We start from the raw sequence: 21,031 nt of genomic DNA, 5'->3' as shown, positions 1-21,031 counted from the left end.
GGCGGCGAAGGCGTGGAAGGAGCGCTCCAGTGCCTCCCGGTGCGCTGTTTCCGCCCATGGAACAAGTCTAGGATCGGCACTGCGCCGAGGGCGGAAATCCCGTGCTGCGCGACCGCTGCCACCAGGTTCCGCTCAGCACAACAAGCAGTGTAACGATGTGGCTACTGTGACCCATGGGGCGGTTGTGCCGCCGGTAAGCTTCGGAACTATGTCCCCGTTCGTGACCAATGCGAGATCTCCCTTGCTGGGAAGCCTGCTGGCCGTTGCCCTCGCCACTTCGGCCGCGCTGCTCCCGGCATCAGCCGTTGAGATGCCGCCCGGCGGGTATCCGTCCTGGGAGGATGTGCAGAAGGCGCAGCAGACGGAGACCGGCAAGGCCGCCGAAATCTCCAGGATCAATGACCTGCTCAACGGCCTGCAGCGCCAGTCCGAGTCGGTGGGGCGCGCCGCAGTGACATCGGCTGCGGACTATGCCGTGGCCGACGCCGCCCTCCAGTCCACCACGGCCAGGGTGGACGCCTTGGCCGCGCAGGCTACCCAGGCAAACGGTGAACTGCTGCAGCACAGGAGGGAGATCGGCGCGCTGGCCGCCCAGTCCTACCGCACCGGCGGGACAGCCATGGGTTTCTTCGTGGCCCTGGACGCCCTGGAGGCCAACAGCGTCCATGGACTCAACGTTGTTCACATTGTGGGTGGCAAGACTGCAGCCCTCGTCAACAAGGCGGCGGCCGCCGGGAAAATCACCTCCTCGCTGGCCGACCAGGAGAAGGCTGCCAGGGCAGAGCGCGAGCGCCTTTCCGAGGAGGCAAAGAGCAAACTGGACGCAGCGCGTTCCGCGCAGGATGCCGTGGCGCGACAGATCGGGGAGGAGCAGCGGCGCAGCGGGGAACTGACCGCACAGCTTGCCTCCCTCAAGGGGACGACGGCGGCAGTGGAGGGGGAGTACCGGCAGGGCCAGGCGGCGCTCGCGGCCTATGAGGCAGCCCAGGCGGCAAAGCGGGCAGCCGCCGAGGAACAGGCCCGCCAGCAGGCGGCAGCCGGCGCCAGTGTTGCCGGTGCCGGAACCCGGAATCCGCCGGCCGCGAATCCCGGGCTCCTGAACCCCGGCCCTCCCAATCCGGCCCCTCCTAATCCGGCACAGGCGAATCCTGTCCCGGCGGCTCCCGCCGCTCCAGCACCTCCGCCGGCGCCTGCTGTCCCGCCCGGCCCGCCCGCCGTCGTCGTACCTTCCGTGCCCGGCGGCGCCGTCAACGATCCGGCGGGGGCAAAGACCTATGCCTCCGGCCGCCTGGGCGCCTATGGCTGGGGCTAGGACCAGTTCCTGTGCCTCGCCCAGCTTTGGACCAAGGAATCCAACTGGCTGACCACCGCCACCAACCCCTATTCCGGGGCCTATGGAATCCCGCAGGCGCTGCCGCCGGGCAAGTATGCCAGCGCCGGCGGCGACTGGCTCACCAGCTACCGCACGCAGATCGAATGGGGCCTTGGCTACATCCGTGAACGGTATGGCTCGCCGTGCGCGGCCTGGAACCACTCCGTGGCTAAAAACTGGTACTGACCCGCACTGGATGCACGGGCGGTTACGCTTTTCACATGCCTGATTTCGAACGGTTCCGGATCATGCTCGAGGAGGAGCGGCAACGGAAGGTGGCCCTGCTCCCGTCCCTTCGCGCGGATATCGCCTCGGCCAACTTGGCCCGCCAGGATTCGAATGTGGATGACGAACACGATCCGGAGGGCGCCACCATCGCCTTCGAACTCTCGCAGGCTTCGGCGCTGCTGAAACAGAGCAGCGCAGGCCTGGACCAGGTGGAGGCCGCCCTCGCACGCCTTGCGGCCGGGACCTACGGCAGCTGCACCGTCTGCGGTGAAGCCATAGCCGAAGGGCGGCTGGAGGCCCGGCCTTGGACGCCGTATTGCATCAACCACGCTGCGGCGGGCCGGCAGTGAGCAGCACCGCGGACACTGTCACGGCTGCGGCAGGATTCGTTGACCGCACGCTGCAGAATGAGGGTGCCTGGTACCGGGCGGACGACGTCGGGAGCAGGCTGGGCGGGGCCCTCGCCTCCTACGGTTCCTCGGTGGGCGCAGTCCGGGGAACCGTCCGCGATGCACTCCGGAAGTACAAGGACCTGGACCATGACGGGGTGGTGCTGCTCGCCTCCGCCCTGTGGGGCCAGCCGAAGCCGGGTGCCCGGCCCGTCTTCGAACGGCGGCTGGCGGCCGTGGTGCTGCTCCAGTCCAGGGTGGGTGTCCTCCGGCACTCCGACCTGACCCGGATGGAGGGCTTCCTCCGCTCCGCGCAGACCCGGGAACTCGCCGATCCGCTGGTGGCCGATGTGGTGGTGCCGCTGCTTGCCGGGCTGGCTGACCGGGACCGGCAGCGGGCGGACGTCGTCCTGGCCCGGTGGCGGAAGGACCCGGACACCCGGCTGCGCCAGGCAGCGGCCCTGATTGACCAGCAAGCCAGACCGGAAGCCCCACCACAAGGAGACACCCATGAACGAGCCCTTTGACCTGGAACGCTTCGTCTCGGCGCAGGACAGCGGCGGAACCTACGATCAGGCGCTGGCAGAGCTGCAACTGGGCCGAAAATCCGGCCACTGGATGTGGTTCATCTTTCCGCAGATTGCGGGCCTGGGGCACAGTCCAACGTCCCGGACATACGCCATCAGTTCACTGGCCGAAGCCCGCGGATACCTTGAGCACGACGTGCTGGGACCGCGCCTGCTCGAATGCGCCCAGGCACTCACCAATCACGCCGGGCGCGCCGCAGAGGACATCCTGGGCGGCATCGACGCCCGCAAACTGCAGTCGTCCATGACGCTTTTCCTCCGCGCCGCGCCCGGCGAAACGGTGTTCAAAACCGTCCTGGCCCAGTTTTTCGACGGCCAGCCGGACGAAGCCACTGACGCCCTGCTGGCTGAACAGGACGGCGCATAGGCGCTACGGCGTGGGGCTGCCGCCGTTGACGTTCAGCGTTTCACCAATGACGAAGCTCGACTCCGGAGAGGCGAGGAACACGTACGCGGGCGCAAGTTCCGCCGGCTGCCCGGCGCGGCCCAGGGGAGTGGACTGCCCGAACTCCGGCAGGTCCTCCTTCGGCTGGCCGCTGCTGACCTGCAGCGGGGTCCAGATGGGCCCTGGCGCAACGGCGTTCACCCGGATGCCCTTGGGTGCCAGCTGCTGGGCCAGGCCCTTGGTGAAATTGTTGATGCTGGCCTTGGTGGTGGCATAGTCCACCAGCGTCGGCGACGGGTTGTAGGCCTGCACGGACGTGGTGTTGATGATGGTGGAGCCGGCAGGCATATGCGGCAGCGCGGCCTTGGTCAGCCAGAACATCGCATACACATTGGTCTTGAGCGTGTGGTCGAACTGCTCGTCGGTGATGTTGGCCAGCTCCTCCTGCGCCACCTGCTTGCCCGCGTTGTTGACCAGGATGTCCACGCCGCCCAGGACAGCCACCGCCGTGTCCACGACCTCGCGGCAGACCACCGGGTCCTTGAGGTCCCCGGGAACCTTGACGGCCTTGCGGCCCGCGGCTTCGATGATGCCGGCGATCCGGGCAGCGTCCTCCTCCTCCTGGGGCAGGTACGACAGGACAACGTCGGCGCCCTCCCGCGCGAACGCGATGGCCGCCGCCGCGCCGATCCCGGAGTCCGCCCCCGTGACGATCGCCTTGCGGCCCTCCAGCCGTCCGGTGCCGCGGTAGGTGTCCTCCCCGAGGTCCGCCTTGGGCGTCAGCTCCGCATCCAGGCCGGGCTCGGGCTGGTGCTGTTCCGGCGGGGAGATCTGCTCGTAGGCGGTGACCGGATTACGGAAGGTGTACTGGTCTGTCATGGTGGTCCTCCTGGTGGTTGGTGGATTCCAAAAGCTAAGTATGCTTACCGTTCAAGCCTAGGCATCGAGCGGCCACCTGCCAACCCGTGTTTACACCCGCTGGACTTCTACCAGGCGCACTTGCGCGAGCTTGCCGCCGTCGACGGTCGCCGTCATGAAAGTGCAGGCGGGCTGCCGGCGGCGGTCCGTGGGAGAGCCCGGGTTCAGCAGCCGCAGGCCTCTTGGGGAGGTTGTGTCCCAGGGGATATGGCTGTGCCCGAAAACCAGGACATCGGCATCCGGGAAAAGGGCCTCGCACCGCAACTCCCGCCCCTTGGCCTGCCCGGTCTCATGCACCATGGCAAAACGGACGCCTTCCAGGGTGATGTGCGCCGTTTCGGGGAGGCGGCTGCGCAGGTCCGGGCCGTCATTGTTCCCGTACACGCCCACCAGGGAACGGCTCCGCTGTTCCAACCGGTCCAGCAATGCCGCCTCCACCCAGTCCCCCGCATGGAACACCACGTCGGCGTGCTCGACGGCGGACCATACCTGGGCGGGAAGGTCCCTGGCCCGTTTGGGGACATGGGTATCGGCAATCAGGAGGAGGCTGAGCGGCATAGGGAAATCCTGCCATGCGGGGCCTGTTCCGGCCCGCCGCGTGGACGTAATCTGGGGGCTGGAGGTGATTGCCATGGAGGCAGCGCAGGGTGACCGGATCATCGTCCACGGAAGGACTGTGGGATCCACGGACCGTCACGGGGTGATCGTTGAAGTGCGTGGCCAGGGCGGAACACCGCCCTACCTGGTCCGCTTTGACGACGGACACGAAACCATCATGTATCCCGGCGGCGATTTCGCCGTCGAGCGCGGGCACGGCACCTGAGGCCGGGCGGTGTGCTGGGCCCAGGATGAATGAGCTGGCAGACTGGCGTGATGGATCATTCACCGGCCTCCGCAGCATCCTCCACTCCGCCCGTCCGGACCGGTCCCCGGGATCCCGGTGACGCCTGGGTGGAGGGGGAGCGCGGCCGCTACTGGGGCCGGTTCGGGGCTGCGGGAGTGCTTGCCTATGACCCGTCCAAAGGCGTTCTGCTCCAGCATCGGGCTGTCTGGAGCCATAACGGCGGGACCTGGGGGTTGCCGGGCGGGGCCCTCCACGAAAACGAAGAACCCGTTGACGGGGCCCTCCGCGAAGCCTTTGAGGAAGCGGCGGTGCCGCCTGCGGGCGTGGACGTGCTCTTCACCTCGGTGCTGGATCTCGGCTACTGGTCCTACACCACCGTCGTGGTGCTGGTGCGGGAGCCTTTCGATCCGGTGATCAGCGATCCCGAGAGCATTGAACTGCTGTGGGTTCCGCTGGGCGAGGTGGAATCGAAGGAACTGCACCCCGGATTCGCGGCGGCATGGCCTGCCTTGCGGGAGCGGTTGGCGTCCCCGTAGGGCGCTGCCTAGTAGTCCGGGCCGTATTCGGCGGTGACCAGGATGGGAAGGTGGTCCGAGTTGCCGCGCGGAAGTGTCTCCACGCTCTGGATGTCCAGGCCCAGGGACGTCGCGAAGTCGAAGTGGCCCTTGAACACCTTGTACCGGGTGTAGGTGCGGCGGTTACTCAGTGACAGCGCATAACCCGAATTCTTCATGTGGATATCAAGGTTCTTGGTGAAGAACGGGTAGTTGAAGTCGCCCACCATCAGGGTCATCAGGCCCTTGCCCATGCTCAGCAGCTCGGCATGGGCGGCATGGATCTGCTTGCGGCGAAGCGAATTGGACGCGGTGAGCGGGGCGGCGTGGAACGATCCGATCACCAGTTCATGCTGGGTGTCATTGTCCATCACCCGCGTTCCGATCAGCCTCTCATGGGCCGGTGCCAGCACCCTGTCATGCATCGACTTCTTCAGCGCGAAGGACTGGGTGTCCAGCGCGGTGAAGCGGCTGGTGCGGTAGTAGATGGCCAAACCCAGCCGGTTGCCCTTGGTGGTGTCCGCCAGGTGCAGGGGGCCCAGGGTTTCCGGCAGGTCGCTGGAATCCACCTCCTGGAGGCACAGCGCATCGATGTCATGATTCCGGGCCAGGGCGAGGAGCTCGCCGCTGGCCTTGTGCTTGCGGAGGTTGTAGCTGATGACGCGCATGGAACACCTCTTCCGAGGGATGCTGACAGGACCAGTTCCTGAGTCTAGTCCGCTGCCTTCCTCCACGTTCAAACATTTCAATCCGACCCGCTGGCCGGTCCTCCGGCCCCAGCGGATAGAGTTAGTGCCAATTCACTGAGATCCGCCGAAAGGTCACCGTTGACTGAAGAGCTTCCCGAACTGGCGCACGGCAATGCCTACTACCAAAACCTGGGCGGTGGCCGCTTCCGCTCCACGATCCACGCGCAGGGCGCCTGGAACGTCCACGAGCAGCACATGGCACCTGCGTCCGGCCTGATGGCTGATGCCCTGGAACGGCACCAGCCGCGGGCGGACATGCGGATGGCACGCCTGAGCTACGAGATCCTGGGGCTGATCCCCGGCGGCGGGTTCCACATCGAAACCTCAACCCTCCGGCCCGGGCGGACCATCGAGCTGTTGCAGGCCGAACTCGTTGCCGACGGCCGGACAGCCATCCGCGCCACGGCGTGGCGGATGATCACCAGCGATACCGCCGCGGTGGCAGCCATCGAGGACACGGCCATTCCCGGGCCCGACGACTGCAAACCCTATGACGGTTCCGCCATTTGGCCCGGCGGCTACATCAGGTCCCTGGAGATGCGCGTGGCCGAAGGGCACCGGCCGGGTGCCGGCAAAGTCTGGCTCCGCACCGACCATCCGTTGACGGACCGGAACGACAGCAGCGACCTGGCCCGGCTGATGGGGCTGGTGGACACAGCCAACGGCATCGCCGCCCGGGTTCCGCCCGGCAAGGACAGCTACGCCTTTCCCAACCTGGACCTGCAGATCCACATGTACCGCCGCCCGGAGGGGGAGTGGCTGGGCCTGGACAACGCCGTGTCCTTCGGCCGGGACGGGATTGGACTGACGTCAACGATCCTGCACGACCGGCAGGGCCCGTTCGGACGCGCCGAGCAGATCCTGACGCTCCGCAGGACCTGACTCCTCTGACGGCCGCCCCGCCGGGCCTCCCCGGTTGTATCGTTAAGTATCGTTGTATATCGTTCGCGATTCACAGAGGAGACCATCATGCGTGGCTCGTACCCGGCATATGGATTCGGCGGCACCAATATCGACGGCCTGTGGCAGGCTGTGGACGAACTGCGTTCCCGGTTCGAGAAGCGCGCCGGCACCCGCGCCGGCAAGGGCGAAGTGCGGGCGGCGGTGCTGGCCCTGCTGGCAGAGCGCCCCATGCACGGCTACCAGATCATCCGCGAAATTGAGGACCGGAGCGGCGGCAGCTGGAAGCCGAGCGCGGGCTCCGTCTACCCCACGCTTCAATTGCTGGCCGACGAGGGCGTCATCAGTGCCGAGGAATCCAACGGCCGCAAGATCTACAGCCTCACCGAAGCCGGCCGGGAGGAAGTTGCCCGCGACCACCCATCGGCTCCATGGGACGCAGCAGGCCCCCACGGCGGAGCCGAGTTCATGTCCCTGCCCAAGGCAGGCGTTGAGCTCGCCCAGGCAGCAGCGCAGGTGAACCGCACGGGATCACCCGAACAGGTGAGGCAGGCCGTGGCGGTCCTCGAGGAGGCACGCCGCCGGATGTACTCGATTCTCGCCCAGGACTGACGCGGGTGCCGTCCATCCGCCGGGGCCGGTCCGCTCCGGCACCGGGCGCGGGAAACACCCGTGCCCGCTACCGCCGCATCCTCCGGTTCGCTGCCTGGCACCTGGCAATCACCTGGTGGTTCGAACTGTTCCTCCCCAGGATCGGGCTGGCCAGGGTTGCCGCACGGACGCGTTCGCCGAGGATGCAGCGCTTCGCCCGGCGGTTCCATGTCCTGGCCGTGGACCTGGGCGGCCTGATGATCAAGGTGGGCCAGTTCCTGTCATCCCGGCTTGACGTTTTGCCACCCGAAATCACCGAGGAGCTCGAGGGCCTTCAGGACGAGGTTCCGCCGGTCCCTTTCCCCGCCATCCGCGCCCTTGCCGAGTCCGAGCTGGGATTCCCGCTTGAGCGGGCGTTCGCTATGTTCGAGGAAACTCCGCTCGCCGCCGCATCCCTGGGCCAGGCGCACCGTGCACGGCTCCTTCCTGACGACGCCGACGAGTTCGGGATCAAGGACGTTGTGGTCAAGGTGCAGCGTCCGGGGATTGACGCGATCGTCGACGTCGACCTGGCCGCGCTGCGCAGGGTGGCCGGATGGCTCAGCCACTTCCGGTTTGTGTCCGAGCGTGCCGACATGCCCGCCCTGCTGGAGGAATTCGCGCAGACCAGCTTTGAGGAGATCGACTACCTTCACGAGGCTGCCGGCTCCGAGCGTTTCGCCGCCGATTTTGCCGGCGACGTCCGAGTGCAGGTGCCCCTGCCCGTCTGGGAGCGGTGCACCCGCCGCGTCCTCACCCTCGAGGATGTCACGGCCATCAAGATCACCGACGCGGCTGCGCTTCGTGCGGCCGGCATCGACCCCGCGGCGGTGGCTCCCGTCTTCGCCGCGGTCATGTTCGACCAGCTGTTCACCAACGGCTTCTTCCATGCCGACCCCCACCCCGGCAACATCTTCGTCACTCCCGCAGCTGCCGGAGCCGGGGAACACCCGTGGAAACTGACGTTCATCGATTTCGGCATGATGGGCGAGGTCACAGCCTCAGCCCGCACCGGCCTGCGCAGGCTCCTGATCGCTGCCGCAGCCCGTGACGGCAAAGGACTCGTTGCCGCCATCCGTGACGTGGGCGTCCTGGTACCGGCGGCCGACACCGTGGAGCTGGAGCGGGCCATGACGCATCTCTTCGCCCGGTTCGGTGGGATGGGTTTCGCGGAACTCCGCGAGGTGGATCCACGCGAGTTCCGTGACTTCGCGGTGGAATTCGGCGACGTGGTCCGTTCACTGCCATTCCAGCTGCCGGAGAACTTCCTGCTCATCATCCGCGCAGTATCGCTGACCTCGGGGGTGTGCAGCTCCCTGGACGCCCGCTACAACCTCTGGGATTCGGTGGAACCGTATGCGGCCCGGTTGCTGCGTGACGAGCGCGGCAACATCGTGCAGGACGCCGCCCGGCAGGCGATTGATGCCGGGGGACTCGCCCTTCGGCTGCCCGGGCGGCTGGACGGGCTCATCACCCGGGCTGAGGAGGGGAACCTCCCTGTTGCCAACCCGCGCCTTGAGCGGCAGGTTGCCCGGCTGGACCGCACGGCCCGCCGTTCGGCGTCGGCCGTGGTCTTCGCTGCCCTTCTCATTGCGGGGGCCCTGATACGGGCGGATGACTCCGCATTGGGCAACCTGCTGATGGCAGCATCCGTGGTCCCGCTGTTCCACGGCCTGTGGGTGGGGCGCCGCGGCCTGTGATGCGGGAGGCTGAACCGTGTGGAACACGATGGCGCGGTGTAAATGACCTGGAAGGCTACGGCGTAACCTAGGTGGGGCTTGTCCGCCGGCAGCTCCCCGAAATGGCTGCGGTAGAACGGGGCCGAGTTTGAGCCAGACGGCGTCAATCCACGGCGAACGCGGCGGCAACAACAAGGAACAGCAAGACCACAAGGGAGCCTAGCAACATGCATGACGCCGGTCCGGGACCCCGCACACTGACAGTGGTGCGGCAGGAAGCCTCGCTGGGAGCAGGCCGTGACCTGGAATTCGGGCTGGAGCTCCTGGCCCGGGCCAAGTCCGGGGAGATCGGGCCAACCCTGCGGCTCTACCGGCCCGCCCCCACCGTCGCCTTCGGCCAGCGCGACACCCGCCTGCCGGGATTCGAAGCAGCCGCGCAGGCATGCAGGGACAACGGCTTCGAGCCGCTGGTGCGCAGGGCCGGGGGACGCGCCGCCGCCTACCACCAGGGGACCCTGGTGGTGGACCACATCGAGCCGGACCCGGATGCCATTGCCGGCTCCAAGACCCGGTTCGGGCACTTCGGGGAGTTGTTTGCCCAGGCGTTGCGCAGGGCAGGGGTGCAGGCGGCTGTCGGGGAAATACCCGGTGAATACTGCCCCGGAGAGTTCAGCGTGCACGGCACTGATCCCGCCCGCCCGGCGCACCGCGTGAAACTCGTGGGCACGGCCCAGCGGGTGGTTGCCGGCGGGTGGCTTTTCAGTTCGGTGATCGTGGTGGAAAACTCCGCACCGATACGGAAAGTCCTGACCGACAGCTACGCAGCCTTGGGGCTGGAGTGGGACCCTGCCACGGCCGGGGCGGTGGACGACCTGGTTCCCAACTTGAAGGTGGAGGCCGTGGTGGATGCAGTCCTGCAGACGTATGCGGGCCATGCCACCCTGGAAACTGCTTCATTCAGCAGCCTGGGGGCATGACCCGCAACGGTTCGAACGGCCGGGCGGCCGCGGTGGTTATGCTGCCAGGCGCGTCTTGACCTCGGCGGCGGAGGGGTTGGTGGCGGCTGTGCCGTCCGGGAACAGGACCGTGGGAACGGTGCGGTTGCCGCCGTTCAGCTGCTCCACGAGTTCGGCCGTGCCCTCCACTTCCTCGATGTTGATCTCGGTGTAGCCGATGCCCTGCGCGTCCAGCTGCTTCTTGAGCCGGTTGCAGTAACCGCACCAGGTGGTGGAAAACATGGTGATGGTGCCTGATTCGGGAGTGAAGTCCACAGAATTCTCCTCTGCGTCGATGTAGGTTTCGTTCCTGTCAACGGTAGCGCGCCGCCCGGTATTCCCCCTGTGCGGAGGTCCCGGTGCCGCCTGGATGACAGTATGTGGCGCCGATGGCATGCTGGAGCCATGTGTGGACGCTATGTGATGGCACGTGCCGTGGGGGACCTCCTGGCAGAGTTCGACGCCGAGCTGGAGGACGAGGTGAGCATCCCGCCCTCGTGGAACGTGGCGCCCACCGATGATGTCCCGATCGTCCTGGAACGGCTGATCGACGACGGCCCGGCCCGTAAGCAGGTACGCCAGCTGCATGTTGCAAAGTGGGGCCTGGTCCCTTCCTGGGCGAAGGATCCCGGCATCGGGTCACGGATGATCAACGCCAGGAGCGAATCGGTGCTGGAGAAGCCGGCCTTCCGCAAGGCCGTGCAGTCCCGGCGCTGTGCCGTACCGGCAGACGGGTACTACGAATGGAAGCAGGGCCCCGGGAAATCGAAGCAGCCCTACTACGTGCATCCCGGAGAGAACCGGGGCCTGGTCTTTGCCGGGCTCTACGAATGGTGGAAGGACCCGTCCGTCCCGGCCGGGGAACCGGGGCAATGGCTGCTGTCCACGTCGATCCTGACGACCGATACGCCGCCTCCGGGCAGTGAATCGACGGTCTTCGGAAAGTTGACCGCACTGCATGACCGGGTCCCCCTGCCCATGGACAAGGCGACCATGCGGGCCTGGCTCGATCCCGACGTGGACGACGCCGCCGGGCTGGTGGACCTGGTGCGGGCGGGGGTCAAGGACGTGGCAGCGGACTGGCGGGTGGAGTCCGTGGGCAAGGAGGTAGGCAACGTGCGCAACAACGGGCCGGAACTGATCCAGCCGGTGGAGGCACTGTTCTAGCAGCCCCAGCAACGCTGGCGCCGGCCTATACGGTGACCGCGCCGCCGTCGTCCACTGCCCAGGTGGGGTTGTACGCAACTTCCCAGCGGAAACCGTCGGGGTCGGCGAAGTAGCCGCTGTAGCCGCCCCAGGGCTGCGTCACCGGCTCGGCGATGATGGCGGCCCCCGCTGCTGCTGCCTCCGCCATGACCCGGTCCACCTCTTCCGTGCTGGCAAGGTTGTGGCTCAAGGTGATGCACGACACCGGACCCGGGGCGCTGACGCCCGCCTCGGCCTGCATTTGCCGGGCGTCCCAAAGGGAGAGCACCAGGCCGTGGTTTACCTGGATGAAGACGACGTCGCCCGGGACCTCATGGTGGACCGGCCAGCCGAGGCCCTCAACATAGAAGGCGCGGGACGCCGGGACGCTGCGGACACCTAATGAGATGAAGTCGACTCGGGGCTGCATGCTTCGATACTGTCAGACGATGGCAACAATTCAAGGAAACGATAGAGACGCTTTGGCCGACAAGGAACAGCTCGCTGCCGTCCGGGTTGCTGTTGACGAAGTGGATGAGCAGATTGTCACCCTCATCGCCCGCCGCGAACGGCTGATCCGCATCGCCGGAACCCTGAAGGGGGACGACGCTGAAGTCCGCGCGCCGGGGCGGGTGGAACGGATCATCGAGCATGTCCGGTCCGCGGCCGAAAAGAAGGACATCGATCCGGACATCGTCGAATCGACCTACCGCGCCATGATCTCCGGCTTTATCGAGCTCGAGATGCGGGTCCACAAACAAAACAGCTGACCCTTTACAGGTCAGCTCACGCCTTCTTACAGTGCTTCATCCACCGGAACGCCGGACTGGAATTCCCGGCCGTCCGCCTCGCTGAAGCCTGTCATGACGTGTGACTTTCCGAGCCCATTAATGGCCGCGAGGGGAAAATGGCCGGTGATGGAGTTCTCTGAGTGGGTTACGCCCGAGAGGTCGTAGTTCTCTTCCGTGCTTTGCTCGTGGCTGAACGAGTAGAAGGCGATGGGTTCGCCGTTCATGAATTCAATGCCGAGCCGCCGCTGGGAGGAGTAGTCCGGGCTGGCCGCGACAAGCCCCACCACGTAGGCGCCGGAGCCTGGAATAGTACCGTCCAGATCGAAGGTGGCCACCAGGGTTGAGTCCTGGGCTTTGATGCTGACCTGCTTGAGGAGTGCGTCTTTGGTGTCCATGGCACAATCCTGCTCCCTGGCGTACGGTCCGTCCACCCCTGTGCTGAGGAAACGGAGGAAGCCGGCGAGGCTTCCCTGCCCACCTGTGGATGCGTTGGCCGGGAACCGGGCGTAGACTGGATATGTTCGAATACATATTCGAATAGTTTCAGTTTCACCGGGAGGCGCCCATGGGCATGTTCAGCGAATCCGTTGATGTTGCCTGCGCTCCTGACGGCCAACCGGTAAGCCTTACCTGGTCAGGACGTTCCTACACTGTCTGTGCTGAACCCGTCCGCTGGTATGAACGCCGGCAATGGTGGGATGAAGTCAGCCGTGCACCGCTTGGAAGCGGGCAGGGAGTGGTTGACCACGAGATCTGGCGTGTCCAGGTACTGCCGGTTGACGGCCGCGAACGCACCGGCCGGGAGCAGGACGAACCGCTCACCCTCGACCTCACCCGGCACATTGGCAGCGGCCGCTGGCGGCTGCTGCGGATCCATGACGGCCTCCGACCCACAACAGCATGAGCTTTACGCATCTTCACGTCTCCACGGCATTCAGTGCCCACTACGGCGTCTCCTGGCCGGAAGAACTTGCCCAAAGCGCGGCAGCTGACGGTGCCACAGCGCTCGCCTGCACTGACCGTGACGGCCTGTACGGGACCATCAAGCACCTCAAGGCATGCATGGCGGCAGGAATCGATCCCATTGTGGGGGTGGACCTTGCAGTCTTTGACGACGACGGCGATCACCGCACCCAGGTGGCGGGCAGGGTGGTGGTGCTTGCACGCGGCCATAACAACGGGGCAGGGTACCGTGCCTTATGCCGGCTGGTCTCTGATGCCCATGCCCGGACCTCCGGGAAGTCCGGGGGAGCCGTCCCGGTGGCTGTCACGCGCGCCGAGCTTGCCTCCCGGACCCTTGACCCCCACACACTCAAGCCGGTATTGACCGTCCTGCTCGGGCCGGATTCGGACGTCGGCCTGGCCATGGGAGGGCGGAGATACCTCCGGCCCCGGACACTGTTCAAGCAGTGGCTGGACGTCATGCCCGGCGGGACCGTGGTTGCCGAGATTGTCTCGCAGCTAAGTCCCCCAGGTTCCCCGCTGAGTACCTCCCACGCTGTGCGTATGCTCCGGCTCGCCGAGGAACACCACATCCCGGCGATCCTGACCAACGCCGTCAGGTACTGCGCCGCTGATGGAGCGCCCACTGCCGATGTGCTTGACTCTGCCCGCACCCTGAAGTCCCTGCCGGAACTTGCCAGGGAGCCCCTGCTGCAGCCCACCGGCCAGGGATGGCTGAAAACATCGGCCCAGATGCTCCAGCTCGGCAAGGAGATCATTTCCGCAGCAGGATTTGGCGCCGCAGACCTCAAACAACTGATGACCCAAACCGAGGCGCTCGCCGATCTGTGCCGGATCGATCCCACTGCGGACATGGGGTGGAAACAACCGGTGGTTCCGGAGGCTTCGGTGATCGGGATCAGCCAGGACCCCCATGATGAACTGGTCCAGCGTTGCCACGCCGGAATCGGCAGGAGGTTCCCCGGAATAAGCGGAGCCGGGGAGAGGGCCATGCTTACCCGGCTGGAGCATGAACTGGGCATCATCCGGAATCTTGGCTTCTCCTCCTACTTCCTCACCGTCGCTGAAGTGTCACGGATGATCCAGGAGATGGGCGTCCGTGCTGCTGCCCGGGGGTCGGGGGCTTCCAGCCTGGTGAACTACCTGATTGATGTCAGCCAGGTGAACCCCCTCCAGCATGACCTGATCTTTGAACGCTTCCTTTCCCAGGACCGTGCCACACTTCCGGACATAGACATCGACGTCGAAAGCGCGGAGCGCCACAACGTGTACCGGCGGATTTTCGAGAGGTTCGGTGCCGAACGGGTCACGCTGATGAGCATGCAGAACGGCTACCGCGCCAGGGGTGCCGTGCGCGACGCCGGAATGGCGCTGGGCATGGACGACGGCGAGGTAGGGGAGATCGCCAAGCAGTTGTGGCGTTTTTCGGCCGGCAAATTCCGGGAGGCGCTGCAGGAAAAACCTGAACTGCGGGAGTTTGCCGGAAGGGTTGAGCGACGCGATGCTGCCGGAAACCAGCAATTGGACCTGCTGGTTGACCTGACTGAACGCCTTGACCGGCTGCCCCGCCACATTTCCATGCATCCCTGCGGAGTGATCCTGGGTGATGCCACCCTGCTGGACCGCACCCCGGTCCAGCCCAGCGGTCTCGGGCTGCCCATGAGCCAGTTCGATAAGCACGACATGGATCCCATGGGCATGCTCAAGCTCGATGTCCTGGGTGTCCGGATGCAAAGTGCCATGGCTTTTGCTGTCCGGGAGATCATCCGCATCCATCCCTCGAAGGAGGACGTGGTGGCGGCCGGGAACCATTCTCCCGGGCAGGACGGGTCGGGACCTGACTACATCGCGGACAACGGCCACATCGACCTCAATGCAGTGCCCCTGGATGATGAAGCCACGTTCGAGCTGATCAGGAGCACGCACACCCTTGGCTGCTTCCAGATCGAATCCCCGGGCCAGCGTGAACTGATCGGCAAGATGGCGCCGCGGGAGTTCAATGACCTCATCATCGATATTTCGCTGTTCCGTCCCGGGCCCATGAAATCTGACATGGTTCGGCCCTTCCTGGAACACCGGCACGGATTCGCCCCCGAGGTCTACCCGCACCCTCTCCTGAAGCCTGTTCTTCAGGAAACCCACGGGGTGACGGTTTTCCACGAACAGATCCTCAGGACATTCGACGTGATGACCGGCTGCGGGCTTGCGAAGGCCGATGAGTTCCGCCGGGCCCTCAGCAGCGAGGATGGCGAATCCCAGGTTGAGGAGTATTTCCGCAAGCACGCAAAGGCCAAGGGCTTTTCCCTCGACGTCATCGACAAAGTATGGGAAACCCTGAAGTCCTTTGCCAGCTTTGGGTTCTGCAAAGCGCACGGAGCTGCCTTCGCTGTCCCCACCTACCAGTCAGCATGGTTGAAAGCGCACCATCCCGAGGCATTCCTTGCAGGATTGTGGGAGCATGATCCCGGGATGTACCCCAAGCGGCTGCTGGTGGCGGAAGCGCGAAGGCTTGGCATCCCGATCCTTCCCCTGGACATTAACCTGAGCAAAGCCGAATACCGGGTGGAACGGGTCAGGTCAGGGCAGGATGCCGGCAAGCTGGGGATCCGGCTGAGCCTTAATGGGATTTACGGGCTCTCTGCAACGGAGTTGAAAAGAATCGTCGCAGGCCAGCCCTACGACTCCCTGGCAGACCTTCGGGCACGGTCAAGAATCAGTAAGCCGAGCATTAAGCGGCTGGCGCAGCTTGGCGCCTTCGATTCTCTGCACCGGGAGGCAGGAGGCACGGCCAACAGGGCTGACCTGGTGCACCATCTGCAGAAGCTCCAGGCAACCAGCAGCAGCAAAAAGGGGGTTGAAGTCCTTGAGGGGCAACTGTCCCTCCCGCTGGGCGATGTTGAACTGCGCAACGTCAGCCCGGAGCTGCCGGCACCCACGCTGGTGGACAATGTCAGGGCGGAGCTTGACCTGATGGCGGTTGATGTCAGCTCGCATCTGATGGACAGCCACCGGCCCATGCTGGACAGGCTGGGCGTCATCACTGCAGACAAACTCCTTGGCCTGCGCAACGGCACGGAAGTGCTGGTGGCCGGCGTGCGGGTTGCAACCCAGACGCCTCCCATGAGGGGCGGCAGGAGGGTTGTCTTCATCAGCATCGACGACGGCACCGGATGCATCGATTCGGTGTTTTTCCACGAAGCGCAGGAAAAAGCCGGCATGCTCCTGTTTGGCACCCGGCTGCTGTTGATCCGGGGCACCACGCGCCGGACGGGCCCGCGGGGGATCAGCCTGAGCGCCAGCATGGCCTGGGACCTGAGCAGGACCGGGACCCTGCCGTTTCCTGAACCCTCCACGCCCGGACAGGATGTGCCCCACCCCCTGGACGGGATCAGCAGGAGCCTCGCCATCACGGGATTTAACGGCTGAGCATGCCGTGCGCCGCGTTGGTCGGCCCTCAGTTGAACCGATAGCATTGACGATGGCTGGCTGTGGTCCCCGTACGCCACAAGCTATGAAGCCTTAACTTTGAATAGGAGACACCCGTGTCAGATGCCCAGCAGATCACCCTTCTCGTCGATGGCGAAGAGACCAAGGTGACTACCGGGACAACCGGTGCGGAACTCTTCTTTGAGCGCCGCGACGTTGTTGTGGCCCGCGTCAATGGCGAGCTGAAGGACCTGGACCAGGAACTTCCGGAGGGCGCCGACGTCGAAGGCGTCACCATCGATTCCCCCGACGGGCTGAACGTGCTCCGCCACTCCACCGCCCACGTCATGGCCCAGGCCGTCCAGCAGCTGCGCCCGGACGCCAAGCTCGGAATCGGCCCTTACATCACGGACGGCTTCTACTTCGACTTTGACGTCGCGGAGCCCTTCACCCCCGAGGACCTCAAGACCCTCGAAAAGATGATGCAGAAGATCATCAACCAGAACCAGAAGTTCGTCCGCCGCGTGGTCAACGAGGACGAAGCCCGCGAGGCCATGAAGAACGAGCCCTACAAGCTCGAGCTGCTGGGCAAGAAGAACGAGGCCGCCGAAGCCGGCGAAGGCGTCAACGTCGAGGTCGGCGCAGGCGACATCACCATTTACGACAATGTGGAACGCAAGGAAGGCACCACCGTCTGGTGCGACCTTTGCCGCGGTCCCCACCTGCCCAACACCAAGCTCATCTCGAACGCCTTCGCCCTGACCCGTTCATCCTCCGCCTACTGGCTGGGCAACCAGAAGAACCAGCAGCTGCAGCGGATCTACGGCACGGCGTGGCCCACCAAGGATGCCCTCAAGGCCTACCAGGAGCGGATCGCCGAGGCCGAACGCCGCGACCACCGCAAGCTCGGCTCCGAACTGGACCTGTTCTCGTTCCCGGACGAGCTGGGTTCCGGCCTGCCTGTGTTCCACCCCAAGGGCGGCATCATCCGCAAGGAGATGGAGGACTACTCGCGCCAGCGCCACGTCGAAGCCGGCTACGAGTTCGTCTACACCCCCCACATCACCAAGGGCCACCTGTACGAGGTTTCCGGCCACCTTGACTGGTACAAGGAGGGCATGTTCCCCGCGATGCGCGTCGACGAGGAACTCAATGCCGACGGCACCATCCGCAAGCCGGCGCAGGACTACTACCTGAAGCCGATGAACTGCCCCATGCACAACCTGATCTTCAGGTCCCGCGGGCGCTCCTACCGTGAGCTTCCGCTGCGCCTGTTCGAGTTCGGGTCCGTCTACCGGTACGAAAAGTCCGGCGTGGTGCACGGCCTCACCCGGGTGCGCGGCATGACACAGGACGACGCCCACATCTACTGCACCCGCGAACAGATGAAGGACGAGCTCACCAAGACGCTGAACTTCGTCCTGGGCCTGCTCAAGGACTACGGGCTGAACGACTTCTACCTCGAACTCTCCACCAAGGACCCCGAAAAGTACGTCGGCGACGACGCCACCTGGGAGGAAGCCACCAGGACCCTCGCCGAGGTGGCCCAGGAGTCAGGGCTGGAACTTGTCCCCGATCCGGGCGGAGCAGCTTTCTACGGTCCCAAGATTTCAGTCCAGGCAAAGGACGCGCTCGGCCGCACCTGGCAGATGTCCACCATCCAGCTGGACTTCAACCTGCCGGAACGCTTCGAACTCGAATTCCAGGCGGCCGACGGCACGCGGCAGCGGCCCGTCATGATCCACCGTGCCCTGTTCGGCTCCATCGAGCGGTTCATGGGCGTGCTCACCGAGCACTACGCCGGTGCCTTCCCCGCCTGGCTGGCCCCCGTCCAGGTGGTGGGCATCCCGGTGGCGGAGACGTTCAACGAGTACATGTTCGACGTCGTCGACCAGCTTAAGGCGGTTGGCATCCGCGCTGAGGTGGACACGTCCTCGGACCGCTTCCCGAAGAAGATCCGTACTGCCAGCAAGGACAAAATTCCCTTTGTCCTGATCGCCGGCGGCGACGACGCCGAAGCCGGTGCCGTGTCCTTCCGCTTCCGTGATGGAAGCCAGGACAACGGCGTGCCGGTTGCAGAGGCAGTCAAGCGGATCACGGAAGCCGTCCGTAACCGGACCAGCTAGGGAACGGAACAGCACCGTGCAGGAGAACACAGGCGCCGGGTATCCAGGTGATGCCGGCGTTACCGACGACTTTGACCTCGCCGGTGTCCCGGACGCCTTCCAGCGCCTGTGGACTCCGCACCGCATGGCCTACATCAAGGGCGGGCAGCACCAGTTCAAGAATGAAGATGACTGCCCCTTCTGCGTGGGGCCCGGCCGGACAGACGAGGACGCGCTCATCGTTTATCGCGGGAAGACCTGCTACGTGGTGCTGAACCTCTTTCCCTACAACCCCGGGCACCTTCTGGTGTGCCCCTACCGGCACATCCCGGACTACACCGACCTGACGCTGGAGGAGACGGCGGAGTTCGCCGACCTGACGCAAACGGCCATGCGGGTCCTGCGGAAGGTGGCGAACCCGGGCGGCTTCAACCTCGGCATGAACCAGGGCGTGGTGGGCGGCGCCGGAATCGCCGCCCACCTGCACCAGCACATCGTTCCGCGCTGGGGCGGGGACGGGAACTTCTTCCCCATCATTGCCCAGACCAAGGCCATCACCCAGACCCTCGACGAGGTCCGCCAGCAGGTGGCCGACGCCTGGCCCGGGGAGACGGATGCTGAATAGGCACGCCCGCGGATTTTTCACCGCCCTGTTCACTCCGCTTGCCCGCTGGCTCCTGAAGATTGGTGTTTCGCCCGACGCAGTGACCATCATCGGTACGGCCGGTGTGGTGGTCGGAGCCCTGGTGTTCTACCCGCTGGGGCAACTTTGGTGGGGAACACTCTTCATCACGGCTTTTATCTTCTCCGACGTCCTGGACGGCATCATGGCCAGGATGCAGGACGTCAAGAGCCGCTGGGGAAACTTCCTCGACTCCACCCTCGACCGGATTGCCGACGGCGCGCTCTTCGCCGGGCTGGCCGTGTGGTTCTTCACCGGCGGCGCAGATACCCCCATCGCCATAGCCGCCATGGTCTGCCTCGTCCTGGGCATGGTGGTTTCCTACGCCAGGGCCAAGGCGGAATCGCTCGGGTTCACGGCCAATGTGGGGATAGCCGAGCGCGCCGAACGCCTGGTTTCGGTCCTGGTGGTGACCGGGTTCACCGGACTGGGCCTTCCATCGGTGGTGCTGCTGGTGACCCTGGTGCTGCTCGCGCTGGCAAGCTTCGTCACCGTGGTGCAGCGCGTGGTTTCCGTCCGCAGGCAGGCCCAGGCGGAACCGTCACCGGCTGATTAAGCATGATTAAGCCGGCCGGCCGCGGGGGGACTAGTATTAGGACTGCCCGGTCAATGGATCCGGCAAATCCGTGTGTGCACAGTCCGGCACTTGCCGCCTGCACGCCCGGCGAAGGTCATCTATCTACCCATAGGGGTTTTTGTGTCTACACCTGATGTAAGCAGCGAAGCCGGTTCGTCCGCGAACAGCGTCACGGGCAGCAGCCGCGTGAAGCGGGGCATGGCTGAGATGCTCAAGGGCGGCGTCATCATGGACGTCGTCAACGTCGAACAGGCCCGCATCGCCGAAGACGCCGGTGCTGTTGCTGTGATGGCGCTGGAACGCGTTCCGGCCGATATCCGTGCCCAGGGCGGCGTGTCCCGCATGTCCGATCCGGACATGATCGACCAGATCATCGACGCGGTCTCCATTCCGGTCATGGCCAAGGCCAGGATCGGCCACTTCGTCGAGGCCCAGATTTTGCAGTCCCTGGGCGTGGACTACATTGACGAGTCCGAGGTCCTGACCCCGGCTGACTACGTCAACCACATCGACAAGTGGAACTTCACCGTTCCCTTCGTCTGCGGTGCCACCAACCTCGGTGAGGCACTGCGCCGCATCAACGAGGGCGCGGCAATGATCCGCTCCAAGGGCGAGGCCGGCACCGGTGACGTGTCCAACGCCACCGGGCACATGCGCCAGATCCGTTCGGAGATCGCCAAGCTCGCTGCGCTGCCCGAGGACGAACTCTACGTTGCGGCCAAGGAACTGCAGGCACCGTACGAACTGGTCAAGGAAGTCGCCGCTGCCGGCAAGCTTCCGGTGGTGCTGTTCACCGCCGGCGGCATCGCCACCCCGGCCGACGCCGCCATGATGATGCAGCTCGGCGCGGACGGCGTGTTCGTCGGCTCCGGCATCTTCAAGTCCGGCAACCCGGCCCAGCGCGCGGCCGCCGTCGTGAAGGCCACCACCTTCTACGATGACCCGGACGTCATCGCCAAGGCCTCCCGCGGCCTCGGCGAAGCCATGGTGGGCATCAACGTGGACGAGATCCCCCAGCCGCACCGCCTCGCTGAGCGTGGCTGGTAATTTCTCTTCCTTACGGCAACAAACC

24 protein-coding genes are annotated in these 21,031 nt (G+C 65.4%); 18 read left to right on the top strand and 6 right to left on the bottom strand.

The genetic code is table 11. The features are described 5' to 3' along the window. Positions 1-220 precede the first annotated feature (220 nt). The 4 genes from P2Q66_RS16980 (at position 221) to P2Q66_RS16965 (ending at position 2,943) form a co-directional block, all read left to right on the top strand. Positions 221-1,312: a lytic transglycosylase domain-containing protein gene (locus P2Q66_RS16980; protein WP_345795646.1), complete on the top strand. Its 1,092-nt coding sequence runs from the start codon at positions 221-223 to the stop codon at positions 1,310-1,312. Positions 1,313-1,593: 281 nt separating this feature from the next. Continuing rightward, entirely contained in the window at positions 1,594-1,950 is a 357-nt protein-coding gene (locus tag P2Q66_RS16975) for a TraR/DksA C4-type zinc finger protein (protein WP_275730005.1), read from the top strand. Beyond that, the gene (locus P2Q66_RS16970; RefSeq protein WP_275730004.1) at positions 1,947-2,516 is read left to right on the top strand and encodes a DNA alkylation repair protein; all 570 of its coding nucleotides are present in this window, start codon (positions 1,947-1,949) and stop codon (positions 2,514-2,516) included. Before P2Q66_RS16975 ends, P2Q66_RS16970 begins: the two co-directional genes overlap by 4 nt. Continuing rightward, positions 2,500-2,943 carry a DUF1810 domain-containing protein gene (locus P2Q66_RS16965; protein ID WP_275730003.1) on the top strand — a complete coding sequence of 148 codons (444 nt, stop codon included), beginning with the start codon at positions 2,500-2,502 and terminating at the stop codon, positions 2,941-2,943. The genes P2Q66_RS16970 and P2Q66_RS16965 overlap by 17 nt, the downstream gene beginning before the upstream one ends. Before the next feature lie 3 nt (positions 2,944-2,946). On the opposite strand, the gene P2Q66_RS16960 is transcribed toward P2Q66_RS16965, so the two are convergent. Both P2Q66_RS16960 and P2Q66_RS16955 read right to left on the bottom strand, forming a co-directional pair. After that, positions 2,947-3,840, bottom strand: a complete 894-nt coding sequence (locus tag P2Q66_RS16960; protein ID WP_079596253.1) for a glucose 1-dehydrogenase — start codon at positions 3,838-3,840, stop codon at positions 2,947-2,949. A 90-nt stretch (positions 3,841-3,930) separates the two neighbouring features. After that, positions 3,931-4,437: a metallophosphoesterase gene (locus P2Q66_RS16955; RefSeq protein ID WP_079596252.1), complete on the bottom strand. Its 507-nt coding sequence runs from the start codon at positions 4,435-4,437 to the stop codon at positions 3,931-3,933. Positions 4,438-4,510: 73 nt separating this feature from the next. On the opposite strand from P2Q66_RS16955, the gene P2Q66_RS16950 reads away from it, so the two are divergent. Together P2Q66_RS16950 and P2Q66_RS16945 are read left to right on the top strand one after the other, a co-directional pair. Next, positions 4,511-4,702 carry a DUF1918 domain-containing protein gene (locus P2Q66_RS16950; RefSeq protein WP_275730002.1) on the top strand — a complete coding sequence of 64 codons (192 nt, stop codon included), beginning with the start codon at positions 4,511-4,513 and terminating at the stop codon, positions 4,700-4,702. A gap of 50 nt (positions 4,703-4,752) precedes the next feature. Continuing rightward, positions 4,753-5,259 (top strand): NUDIX hydrolase, encoded by a 507-nt coding sequence (locus tag P2Q66_RS16945; RefSeq protein ID WP_275730007.1) that lies wholly within the window; start codon positions 4,753-4,755, stop codon positions 5,257-5,259. Positions 5,260-5,267: 8 nt separating this feature from the next. On the opposite strand, the gene P2Q66_RS16940 is transcribed toward P2Q66_RS16945, so the two are convergent. Beyond that, positions 5,268-5,945: an endonuclease/exonuclease/phosphatase family protein gene (locus tag P2Q66_RS16940; RefSeq protein ID WP_079596251.1), complete on the bottom strand. Its 678-nt coding sequence runs from the start codon at positions 5,943-5,945 to the stop codon at positions 5,268-5,270. A gap of 159 nt (positions 5,946-6,104) precedes the next feature. Between P2Q66_RS16940 and P2Q66_RS16935 the strand changes: the two genes are divergently transcribed. The 4 genes from P2Q66_RS16935 to P2Q66_RS16920 all read left to right on the top strand — a co-directional run bounded on the left by P2Q66_RS16935 (position 6,105) and on the right by P2Q66_RS16920 (position 10,212). Continuing rightward, positions 6,105-6,908, top strand: a complete 804-nt coding sequence (locus P2Q66_RS16935) for a thioesterase family protein (protein ID WP_275729999.1) — start codon at positions 6,105-6,107, stop codon at positions 6,906-6,908. An 87-nt stretch (positions 6,909-6,995) separates the two neighbouring features. Beyond that, positions 6,996-7,538: a PadR family transcriptional regulator gene (locus tag P2Q66_RS16930; protein ID WP_275729996.1), complete on the top strand. Its 543-nt coding sequence runs from the start codon at positions 6,996-6,998 to the stop codon at positions 7,536-7,538. Positions 7,539-7,543: 5 nt separating this feature from the next. Continuing rightward, positions 7,544-9,256, top strand: a complete 1,713-nt coding sequence (locus tag P2Q66_RS16925) for an AarF/UbiB family protein (protein ID WP_275729994.1) — start codon at positions 7,544-7,546, stop codon at positions 9,254-9,256. Positions 9,257-9,462: 206 nt separating this feature from the next. Continuing rightward, the gene (locus tag P2Q66_RS16920) at positions 9,463-10,212 is read left to right on the top strand and encodes a lipoate--protein ligase family protein (RefSeq protein ID WP_275729991.1); all 750 of its coding nucleotides are present in this window, start codon (positions 9,463-9,465) and stop codon (positions 10,210-10,212) included. Positions 10,213-10,248: 36 nt separating this feature from the next. Here the strand turns inward: P2Q66_RS16920 and P2Q66_RS16915 are convergent, their stop codons facing one another. Next, positions 10,249-10,506, bottom strand: a complete 258-nt coding sequence (locus P2Q66_RS16915; protein WP_079596246.1) for a mycoredoxin — start codon at positions 10,504-10,506, stop codon at positions 10,249-10,251. A 129-nt stretch (positions 10,507-10,635) separates the two neighbouring features. On the opposite strand from P2Q66_RS16915, the gene P2Q66_RS16910 reads away from it, so the two are divergent. After that, positions 10,636-11,397 (top strand): SOS response-associated peptidase, encoded by a 762-nt coding sequence (locus P2Q66_RS16910; RefSeq protein ID WP_275729988.1) that lies wholly within the window; start codon positions 10,636-10,638, stop codon positions 11,395-11,397. 25 nt (positions 11,398-11,422) lie between these two features. Here the strand turns inward: P2Q66_RS16910 and P2Q66_RS16905 are convergent, their stop codons facing one another. After that, entirely contained in the window at positions 11,423-11,845 is a 423-nt protein-coding gene (locus P2Q66_RS16905; RefSeq protein WP_275729986.1) for a VOC family protein, read from the bottom strand. Between the two features lie 19 nt (positions 11,846-11,864). Here P2Q66_RS16905 and P2Q66_RS16900 point away from each other — a divergent pair, with 19 nt between their 5' ends. Then, entirely contained in the window at positions 11,865-12,185 is a 321-nt protein-coding gene (locus P2Q66_RS16900; RefSeq protein ID WP_079596243.1) for a chorismate mutase, read from the top strand. A gap of 26 nt (positions 12,186-12,211) precedes the next feature. Here P2Q66_RS16900 and P2Q66_RS16895 read toward each other — a convergent pair whose 3' ends face one another. Continuing rightward, positions 12,212-12,601 carry a hypothetical protein gene (locus P2Q66_RS16895; RefSeq protein WP_079596242.1) on the bottom strand — a complete coding sequence of 130 codons (390 nt, stop codon included), beginning with the start codon at positions 12,599-12,601 and terminating at the stop codon, positions 12,212-12,214. A gap of 170 nt (positions 12,602-12,771) precedes the next feature. On the opposite strand from P2Q66_RS16895, the gene P2Q66_RS16890 reads away from it, so the two are divergent. The 6 genes from P2Q66_RS16890 to pdxS all read left to right on the top strand — a co-directional run bounded on the left by P2Q66_RS16890 (position 12,772) and on the right by pdxS (position 21,006). After that, a complete protein-coding gene (locus tag P2Q66_RS16890) occupies positions 12,772-13,110 on the top strand; it encodes a DUF6504 family protein (protein WP_275729983.1) in 339 nt (112 codons plus the stop codon). Next, positions 13,107-16,595 (top strand): DNA polymerase III subunit alpha, encoded by a 3,489-nt coding sequence (gene dnaE, locus P2Q66_RS16885; protein ID WP_275729981.1) that lies wholly within the window; start codon positions 13,107-13,109, stop codon positions 16,593-16,595. Before P2Q66_RS16890 ends, dnaE begins: the two co-directional genes overlap by 4 nt. A gap of 116 nt (positions 16,596-16,711) precedes the next feature. Continuing rightward, positions 16,712-18,721: a threonine--tRNA ligase gene (gene thrS / locus P2Q66_RS16880; RefSeq protein WP_079596239.1), complete on the top strand. Its 2,010-nt coding sequence runs from the start codon at positions 16,712-16,714 to the stop codon at positions 18,719-18,721. 16 nt (positions 18,722-18,737) lie between these two features. After that, positions 18,738-19,325, top strand: a complete 588-nt coding sequence (locus P2Q66_RS16875) for an HIT domain-containing protein (RefSeq protein WP_275729978.1) — start codon at positions 18,738-18,740, stop codon at positions 19,323-19,325. Beyond that, the gene (pgsA, locus tag P2Q66_RS16870; RefSeq protein WP_275729976.1) at positions 19,315-19,938 is read left to right on the top strand and encodes a phosphatidylinositol phosphate synthase; all 624 of its coding nucleotides are present in this window, start codon (positions 19,315-19,317) and stop codon (positions 19,936-19,938) included. Before P2Q66_RS16875 ends, pgsA begins: the two co-directional genes overlap by 11 nt. Before the next feature lie 141 nt (positions 19,939-20,079). Then, positions 20,080-21,006, top strand: coding sequence for a pyridoxal 5'-phosphate synthase lyase subunit PdxS (pdxS, locus tag P2Q66_RS16865; protein WP_115525730.1), 927 nt, complete (start codon positions 20,080-20,082; stop codon positions 21,004-21,006). The last annotated feature ends 25 nt before the right edge of the window (positions 21,007-21,031 follow it).

It is taken from the genome of Arthrobacter sp. Cr_A7 (assembly GCF_029222765.1).
Lineage (GTDB): Bacteria > Actinomycetota > Actinomycetes > Actinomycetales > Micrococcaceae > Arthrobacter.
The sequence above is the reverse complement of the archived record's forward strand: the minus strand, read 5'-3'. Positions and strand labels throughout refer to the sequence as shown.

Bases quoted from the DNA above. Each gene is read 5' to 3' on its own strand.
- P2Q66_RS16975 (WP_275730005.1), top strand. From the start codon at position 1,594: ATGCCTGATTTCGAACGGTTCCGGATCATGCTCGAGGAGGAGCGGCAA.
- P2Q66_RS16965 (WP_275730003.1), top strand. From the start codon at position 2,500: ATGAACGAGCCCTTTGACCTGGAACGCTTCGTCTCGGCGCAGGACAGC.
- P2Q66_RS16960 (WP_079596253.1), bottom strand. From the start codon at position 3,840: ATGACAGACCAGTACACCTTCCGTAATCCGGTCACCGCCTACGAGCAG.
- P2Q66_RS16955 (WP_079596252.1), bottom strand. From the start codon at position 4,437: ATGCCGCTCAGCCTCCTCCTGATTGCCGATACCCATGTCCCCAAACGG.
- P2Q66_RS16950 (WP_275730002.1), top strand. From the start codon at position 4,511: ATGGAGGCAGCGCAGGGTGACCGGATCATCGTCCACGGAAGGACTGTG.
- P2Q66_RS16945 (WP_275730007.1), top strand. From the start codon at position 4,753: ATGGATCATTCACCGGCCTCCGCAGCATCCTCCACTCCGCCCGTCCGG.
- P2Q66_RS16940 (WP_079596251.1), bottom strand. From the start codon at position 5,945: ATGCGCGTCATCAGCTACAACCTCCGCAAGCACAAGGCCAGCGGCGAG.
- P2Q66_RS16930 (WP_275729996.1), top strand. From the start codon at position 6,996: ATGCGTGGCTCGTACCCGGCATATGGATTCGGCGGCACCAATATCGAC.
- P2Q66_RS16920 (WP_275729991.1), top strand. From the start codon at position 9,463: ATGCATGACGCCGGTCCGGGACCCCGCACACTGACAGTGGTGCGGCAG.
- P2Q66_RS16910 (WP_275729988.1), top strand. From the start codon at position 10,636: ATGTGTGGACGCTATGTGATGGCACGTGCCGTGGGGGACCTCCTGGCA.
- P2Q66_RS16905 (WP_275729986.1), bottom strand. From the start codon at position 11,845: ATGCAGCCCCGAGTCGACTTCATCTCATTAGGTGTCCGCAGCGTCCCG.
- P2Q66_RS16900 (WP_079596243.1), top strand. From the start codon at position 11,865: ATGGCAACAATTCAAGGAAACGATAGAGACGCTTTGGCCGACAAGGAA.
- P2Q66_RS16895 (WP_079596242.1), bottom strand. From the start codon at position 12,601: ATGGACACCAAAGACGCACTCCTCAAGCAGGTCAGCATCAAAGCCCAG.
- P2Q66_RS16890 (WP_275729983.1), top strand. From the start codon at position 12,772: ATGGGCATGTTCAGCGAATCCGTTGATGTTGCCTGCGCTCCTGACGGC.
- dnaE (WP_275729981.1), top strand. From the start codon at position 13,107: ATGAGCTTTACGCATCTTCACGTCTCCACGGCATTCAGTGCCCACTAC.
- pgsA (WP_275729976.1), top strand. From the start codon at position 19,315: ATGCTGAATAGGCACGCCCGCGGATTTTTCACCGCCCTGTTCACTCCG.